Annotated in this window: 7 protein-coding genes; all 7 read left to right on the plus strand. The window is 56.9% G+C overall.

Features of this window, described 5'->3' with window-relative positions:
• Positions 1 to 1,168, plus strand: a 1,168-nt coding sequence (locus QNK41_RS21245; RefSeq protein ID WP_319261317.1) for an ATP-binding protein, incomplete at its 5' end; no start/stop codon positions are given.
• Entirely contained in the window at positions 1,165 to 2,292 is a 1,128-nt protein-coding gene (locus QNK41_RS21250; protein ID WP_319261320.1) for a sensor histidine kinase, read from the plus strand. The genes QNK41_RS21245 and QNK41_RS21250, both read left to right, overlap by 4 nt.
• A gap of 319 nt (positions 2,293 to 2,611) precedes the next feature.
• Positions 2,612 to 3,052, plus strand: a complete 441-nt coding sequence (locus QNK41_RS21255) for an Rrf2 family transcriptional regulator (RefSeq protein ID WP_319261322.1) — start codon at positions 2,612 to 2,614, stop codon at positions 3,050 to 3,052.
• 52 nt (positions 3,053 to 3,104) lie between these two features.
• Positions 3,105 to 4,697, plus strand: coding sequence for a sulfate respiration complex hexadecaheme cytochrome HmcA (gene hmcA / locus QNK41_RS21260; protein ID WP_319261324.1), 1,593 nt, complete (start codon positions 3,105 to 3,107; stop codon positions 4,695 to 4,697).
• A gap of 43 nt (positions 4,698 to 4,740) precedes the next feature.
• The gene (gene hmcB / locus QNK41_RS21265) at positions 4,741 to 5,850 is read left to right on the plus strand and encodes a sulfate respiration complex iron-sulfur protein HmcB (RefSeq protein ID WP_319261327.1); all 1,110 of its coding nucleotides are present in this window, start codon (positions 4,741 to 4,743) and stop codon (positions 5,848 to 5,850) included.
• Positions 5,851 to 5,897: 47 nt separating this feature from the next.
• The gene (hmcC, locus tag QNK41_RS21270; RefSeq protein ID WP_319261329.1) at positions 5,898 to 7,067 is read left to right on the plus strand and encodes a sulfate respiration complex protein HmcC; all 1,170 of its coding nucleotides are present in this window, start codon (positions 5,898 to 5,900) and stop codon (positions 7,065 to 7,067) included.
• A 25-nt stretch (positions 7,068 to 7,092) separates the two neighbouring features.
• Positions 7,093 to 7,221 carry a sulfate respiration complex protein HmcD gene (gene hmcD, locus QNK41_RS21275; RefSeq protein ID WP_319261332.1) on the plus strand — a complete coding sequence of 43 codons (129 nt, stop codon included), beginning with the start codon at positions 7,093 to 7,095 and terminating at the stop codon, positions 7,219 to 7,221.
• Positions 7,222 to 7,225: the final 4 nt, after the last annotated feature.

Genomic DNA, 7,225 nt, shown 5'->3' on the forward strand with positions numbered 1-7,225 from the left:
CGATGAAACCGGCAAGATTGTGGCGGCCATGGAGATGAATCTGGACATTTCCCAGCGCAAGCAACTGGAAGAAAAACTGGAACTGTCCGAGAAAAAATACCATGCCATCTTCAACAACATTCCCAACCCGGTGTTCGCATTAGAAATTCGAAGCCTGGAGATTCTGGACTGCAACAAGAGTGTCCGAACCGTTTACGGACTGGAGCGGGAGCGCTTGATCGGCACCTGCTTTCTGAATCTTTTCGAACCCGAGGAACGCGAGACCATGGCTTTTCGCATGGCCACCACGGCGGTGCTGAACCAGGTTCGCCATGTGGGTACCGATGACCGGCTGCGCTATGTGGACATCCGCATCTCCCCGTCTGAATATTCCGGTCAGCAAGTGCTGCTGGCAACCATCAGTGATGTCACCAAGCGGCTGGAAGCGGAGCAGCAGCTGATCCAGGCCAGCAAAATGGCCACCCTCGGCGAAATGGCCACCGGCGTCGCCCACGAGTTGAACCAACCCCTGTCGGTAATCAAGACAGCCAGCAATTTTTTCATGCGCAAACTGAAGAAAAAAGAACCCATCCGCGATGAAATTCTGCTGACCATGTCCGAAGAGATTGACAGCCATGTGGAGCGAGCCACAAAAATCATCAACCACATGCGCCAATTCGGCAGAAAATCGGACCCTAACCTGGAACCGATTCTGCTTAACGAAGTGCTGGAGCGGGCCTTCGAGATATTCAGCCAGCAGCTCAAGGTGCGCGGCATCGAAGTAAACTGGCAGACCAATCCTGATCTGCCACGGGTGATGGGCAACCCTGGCCGCCTGGAGCAGGTAATCATCAACCTGCTCATCAACGCCCGGGATGCCATCGAGGAACGATCCGACCAGACGCCTGATAGCTCGATCCCCGACAAGATCGCTCTGGTCACCACCAGTAACGCCAAGACGGTCACCTTGTCGGTGTGTGACACGGGGGTCGGGGTGCCGGACCCAATCCGGGGCAAGATATTCGAGCCCTTTTTCACCACGAAAAAGGTGGGCAAGGGAACCGGGCTGGGGCTGTCCATCAGCTACAGTATTGTCAAAGAGTGTGGCGGCACGATCGATGTAACCGGGAACCCGGGCGGCGGTTCGTGTTTTAACCTTCATTTTCCATTGGTGAAAGAGCCATTATGACTGGTGACATCCTTCTGGTGGACGACGAGGCCGGAATCCGCAAGGTGCTGGGCATTTCCCTGACCGATCTTGGATACACGGTTCATACAGCGGAAAATGCCGCGGCTGCCCTGACAATCATCGAAGCAGTCCGTCCCTCCATCACCCTCACCGACATCAAGATGCCGGGCATGGACGGTATCGACCTGCTCAAAGCCATCAAGGGCCGCTACCCGGACACGGAGGTGATCATGCTTACCGGCCACGGCGACATGGACCTGGCCATCGAGAGCCTCAAGTTCCAGGCGACCGATTTCATCACCAAACCCATATCAGACGATGCATTGACCGTTGCCCTGCAGCGGGCCGGCGAACGCCTCGAGATGCGGCGTCAATTGAAGGCCTACACGGAAAACCTGGAACACCTGGTGGAAGAAAAATCCCGTCAACTCATCGAGGCGGAACGCCTGGCCGCGGTAGGGGAGACGGTGGCAGGACTCTCCCACACCATCAAAAATATCACCGGCGGTCTGGACGGCGGCATGTTCGTTCTGGGCAAAGGCATCGAACTGGAAGACGCCGCCTATTTGAAGCAGGGATGGGAACTGGTGCGGGGGAATGTGGATCGGATAAAAACCCTTTCTCTGGACCTGTTAAACTTTGCCAAAACCGACCGTCTGGAATATCGGCAGGTCAATCCCGAGCAGCCCGCCCGTGAAGTCTTCGACTTGATGCAATCCCGGGCCCAGGATCACGGGATGGATCTCATTTTGGACGTGGCGGCCGGACTGGCCCCGACGCAGATGGACCCCGAGGGCATTCATCAGTGCCTGTTGAACCTGGTGACCAATGCAATCGATGCCTGTGTGGATACGGAGCCTGGTGACGGGGCACAGCGCATCACCCTGTCCGTTCGGCCATTAGCCGATGGGGGCATATCCTATCAGGTGGCGGATACGTGCTGCGGAATGGACGAACGAACGAAAGCCCGGTTGTTCCAGCGATTTTTTAGCACCAAGGGTGAACGGGGCACGGGCATCGGGCTCATGCTTACCCGAACCATTGTTCACCGCCACAACGGAACCATCGATGTCACTTCACAGCCCGGTAGGGGGGCATGCTTCACCATCAATCTGCCGGGTTAAATAACAGGATCATGGATCACCACTCGGGTTGCGCGAGGGGAGATGGATGGGCGAGCCTGTATCTGCAAAAAAGACCCCACATGGTAGAAAAACGGCAATGCTGCCGGACTACAATTTGTGCATTTACCCTCGAAACAGCTGGCGACATCCAAGCTGATCTCCATTAATTCTAATTTCAACCTACCGAAATAAATCGTTATTGTTCAAATCTTAAAAAAATATTTGACATTCAATAATATTCCCGACTATTAAAGTCGGGAAGAAACCCCATCAAATGGGTCAAGAAATAAGCTGACAAAATAAGTCAGGAAAAAATCGAATGCTGGTTCCACCCAAAAAAAACCAGTATGCCCTGCGGGCCATTTTTGAACTGGCCAAACACATGGACCAAGGGCCGGTCAAGATTTCTGAAATTGCCACCGCCCAGTCCATTCCCTTGAGATTCTTGGAAGTTATCCTCAATCAACTCAAGGCCAGCGGCATCGTTGATTCCAAACGCGGCTTCTATGGCGGCTATTTTCTGGTCAAACCACCTAACCAGGTGTCCGTTGGGGATGTGATGCGTTTTCTCAGCCGGGATCTGTCGCCCAGCGACTGCATCGCCTGCGTATCAAAAACCAGTTGCCCATTTGACGGCCAGTGCGCCTTCTCATCCATGTGGATTCGGGTGAAACAGGCGACCTTCAATATATATGACGAAACCTCTTTTCAAGACCTGATCGACCGGGAGCAGGATGCCGGATGGTCGAGTCAACAATGAGGGCGGGATTCCCGCACGAACCGTAGAACTGCATACCCTGAGGATGTCAACGATGCGGAAAGGAACACTTCATTTGAAAACAGGTGGCATGCTGCTTGTCATGGTCATGGTTTTTCTGTTTGCCGCAGGGGCCGTGAAGGTCGACACGTCGGTTGAAGGCCCAATAAAAAGCGGTGCGGATCTGATCATGATCGACACCATGAAGGCCCTGGGCCCACTGGAACGCCCACCGGTGGCCTTTTTCCACAGCCGTCACACCGAAGCCCTGGCCAAAATAAGCCGGGACTGCAACACCTGCCACATGGCCGACGAGAAAGGGCGCCTGTCGCCCAAGTACAAACGCCTGGTCGATACGGATCGGCAGACGGTGACCGACACCTACCACATCAACTGCATTGCCTGCCACCGCGAACTGACCGGGTCGGGCCAAAAGAGCGGACCGCAGACCTGCGGGGGGTGTCATCAGGAAAATCCCGCGGTCGCCTCCACGTGGAAGGACCTCGCCTTCGATAAATCCCTGCACTACCGCCATGTGAAGGCCAACGCGGAAAAATGTGAGAGCTGTCACCACGAATACGACAAGCAGACCAAACAGCTGGTTTATGCCAAGGGTGAAGAGGGCGCCTGTGTGTATTGCCATAAGGACACACCGGTTGACAACGCGATGGCGCTCAAGGAAGCATCTCACTACCAGTGCATCGGCTGCCACCGCGACCGCATGGCCAAAAATCAGCTGGCCGGCCCCATCGGCTGCGTGGGCTGCCACGATGCCGATTACCAGATGGGAATCGAGGTGGTCCAGGAGATACCCCGGCTCAAGCGCAACCAACCGGACGTCGTCTTGGTTAAAACCGGAGAAGAGGCACTGCCCGAGAACCAATGGTCGGCAGCCATGTATCCGGTCCCGTTTGACCACCGATCCCATGAAGCGTACAGCGACAGCTGCAAAGTCTGCCACCACGCCAGCCTGCAGTCTTGTGCCAGCTGCCACACCAATGCCGGTAAAAAAGAGGGCGACAATGTCAAGCTGGCCCAGGCCATGCACGGCGTGACCGATCAAGCCAGCTGCATCGGCTGCCACCAGGAAAAGCAAAAAGTGCCCGAGTGTGCCGGTTGCCATGCGTTCATCGCCAAACCTGCCAATCGCCAGGACCCGTCCTGCAAAGCCTGCCACATGGCCCCGCTGCCGGCCTACGTAAATCCGGCCAATGCCGAAGAAACCGCGGACGTGGCCCAGGACCTGCTGCAGGCGCGCGACCTGGAGACCCAAACCTACGCGGCCGACAAGGTCCCCGAGAAGGTGACCATTGGCAAGCTGTCGGATCGATTCGAGCCGGTGGTTTTGCCCCACGGGAAAATCGTCAATGCCCTGGTCGATAAAATCCGTCCCAGCAAGCTGGCCGGCTATTTTCACAGCGAAAAAGGGACCTTGTGCCAGGGCTGCCACCACCACAGTCCGCCGGCGGAAAAACCGCCCGCCTGCGGCAACTGCCACGGTAAAACCATCGAAGGGGCAGATGCCTTTAGGCCCGGATTGGTGGGCGCCTATCATCAGCAGTGCATCGGCTGCCATGAAAACATGGGCATCGAAAAACCCGATTCCCGGGATTGTAATGCCTGCCATGTGGAAAAGAATAAAGGATAGGGGCCGCTCCATACGGCCATAAACCGCAAGTTGAGGGTGAACCATGTCACTTTCCAGGAGAAAATTTCTCGGTTGGATCGGCGCGGCAGGCATGACCGCCGCAGCCGGTCGCAAGGCCTCCGCCGCGACCACGCACCATTTCGAAGGCTATCCGGATTCGATGGCGGTGCTCCACGACACCACCTTGTGCATTGGTTGCCGCCGATGTGAAGGCGCCTGCAATGCAGTCAACGAACTGCCGGCACCGGAAGTGCCCTTTACCGATCTCAACGTCCTCGAAGAGCAGCGGCGCACCACATCCAAGACCTATACTGTCGTCAACCAGAAGCCGGGCAGGAAAGACGGACCGGTATTTGTCAAGAAGCAGTGCAACCACTGCCTCGAACCGGCCTGTGCCTCGGCATGCTTCGTCAACGCCTTCAAGAAAACCAAAGAGGGCGCAGTAGTCTATGACGCCTCCGTCTGTGTGGGCTGCCGCTACTGCATGATCGCCTGTCCCTTCGAGATCCCGACCTATGAGTACGACAGTGCCTTTTCCCCCCGGATCATGAAATGCACCATGTGCCACCCCCTGGTGCTTGAAGGCAAACTGCCCGGATGCGTGGAATCGTGCCCGACCGAAGCCCTGATTTTCGGCAAGCGCGACGACCTGCTCAAAATTGCCCGCCAGCGCATCACCCGCCGACCGGACAACTATGTGGACCACATCTACGGCGAACGGGAAATGGGCGGCACCTCATGGCTCTACCTGTCCAGTGTGCCCTTCGAAACCATCGGCATGCGTATGGACTTGGGAATTATCCCGGCACCCGAACTGACCGCCGGCGCCCTTGGCGCGGTGCCCATGGTCGTGGGCCTGTGGCCGGTGCTGCTCACCGGCATCTACGCCATGAGCAAACGCAAAGAGAAAATTGCCGCCGAAGAGAAAGCCCAGGCCCTGGCAACGGCCCTGACCGAAGCCGACGAACAGGCGGCAGCCAAAATGGATGCAGCCATGGAAAAGGCCAAGCAGGATAAGGCGACCGCCGTTGAAAAGGCCGTCAAGGAGGCCCTCGAGGCCGAAGCCAAGGCCAGAGCTGAAATCGAAGCGGAGGCCGAAGCCGCGGCTGCTGCACCACAAGAAGCGCCGGATGAAGACGATAAAGACGCCTAATCGGCGTCGCTGCCGAATCGCACGACACTTTTCAGGAGGAATCTTTTATGTCTGAAGATACTGCCACCATGGGCAAACCGACTCTCTCACCGTTCAACATCGTGGCCGGTGTCATTTTACTGGTGGGGGGAATCCTGACCATTCTGCGCTTTACCCAGGGGCTGGATACGGTCACCAACCTGTCCGATTACAACCCCTGGGGCATATGGATCGGCTTCGACCTGTTGGTGGGCGTCGCCTTGGCTGCCGGCGGGTTCGTGACCTCGGCCGCGGTGTATCTTTTCGGGATGAAGCACTACCACGCCGCCGTTCGCCCGGCCATCCTGACCGGTTTTCTGGGCTACGCCCTGGTCGTTTTGGCCCTGCACTACGATGTGGGCCGGCCCTGGCGCCTGCCCTACCCGTTTATCATGCAGCGGGGCACCACCTCCCTGCTCTTCGAAGTGGCCGCCTGCGTGGCCTTGTACCTGACCGTTCTCTTTATCGAATTTTCACCGGCAGCGCTGGAGTGGCTGGGGCTCAAACGTGCACGCAACATCGTGGTGAAACTGACCATAGTGCTGACCATATTCGGTGTGGTGCTGTCCACCCTGCACCAATCTTCTCTGGGCGCCCTGTTTCTCATCGCGCCGTCCAAACTTCACCCGTTATGGTACACGCCGTACCTGCCCGTATACTTTTTCGTTACGGCAGTAATCGCCGGGCTCTCCATGGTGATCTTTGAGAGTACGCTGTCCCACCGTTTTTTCTCACACAAGATGGATGCGGCCCACCTGGCGGAAAAGGACACCGTGCCCTTGGGCTTCGGCAAGGCAGCAGCATTTGTGCTGGCCGGCTACTTTATCATCAAGGTCATCGGCCTCAGCACCGGCAACACCTGGCATTACCTGACCACCGGATACGGCGCCTGGTACCTGGTGGAGCTGTTGGGTTTCGTGGCGCTTCCGGCCTTCCTCTACGCCGTGGGGGTACGGGACAAGAACGTCACCCTGATTCGCTGGACGGCCGCCTGGACCGTGCTGGGAATCGTCGTCAACCGGTTCAACATCTGCCTGGTGGCCTTTAATTGGCACCTGCCCTCCAGCGAACGCTATTTTCCCCACTGGATGGAGATCGGCATCAGCGTCTTTATCGTCACCCTGGGCATTGTGATCTATCGGTTCATCGTCACGCGCATGCCCGTGCTTTACCAACACCCGGATTACGACGCCCATTAACCGTTTGAAAGGGAAGCAAGATCCCATGAAAACCATTTACACGCTTCAGGAGTTCATGCTCCACACTGAAAATATCACCTATGTATTGATCGTCGCTGCCTTGCTGGGCATCACGGGGTTCTGGCTGTTTCTCACCGACCGTGACGATGACTAAAAAA

The organism is Desulfosarcina sp. (assembly GCF_033791525.1).
In the GTDB taxonomy this organism is placed as follows: Bacteria; Desulfobacterota; Desulfobacteria; order Desulfobacterales; family Desulfosarcinaceae; genus Desulfosarcina.

Coding starts and splice junctions, on each gene's coding strand:
- QNK41_RS21250 (WP_319261320.1), top strand. CDS start 1,165: ATGACTGGTGACATCCTTCTGGTGGACGACGAGGCCGGAATCCGCAAG.
- hmcA (WP_319261324.1), top strand. CDS start 3,105: ATGCGGAAAGGAACACTTCATTTGAAAACAGGTGGCATGCTGCTTGTC.
- hmcB (WP_319261327.1), top strand. CDS start 4,741: ATGTCACTTTCCAGGAGAAAATTTCTCGGTTGGATCGGCGCGGCAGGC.
- hmcC (WP_319261329.1), top strand. CDS start 5,898: ATGTCTGAAGATACTGCCACCATGGGCAAACCGACTCTCTCACCGTTC.
- hmcD (WP_319261332.1), top strand. CDS start 7,093: ATGAAAACCATTTACACGCTTCAGGAGTTCATGCTCCACACTGAAAAT.
- QNK41_RS21255 (WP_319261322.1), top strand. CDS start 2,612: ATGCTGGTTCCACCCAAAAAAAACCAGTATGCCCTGCGGGCCATTTTT.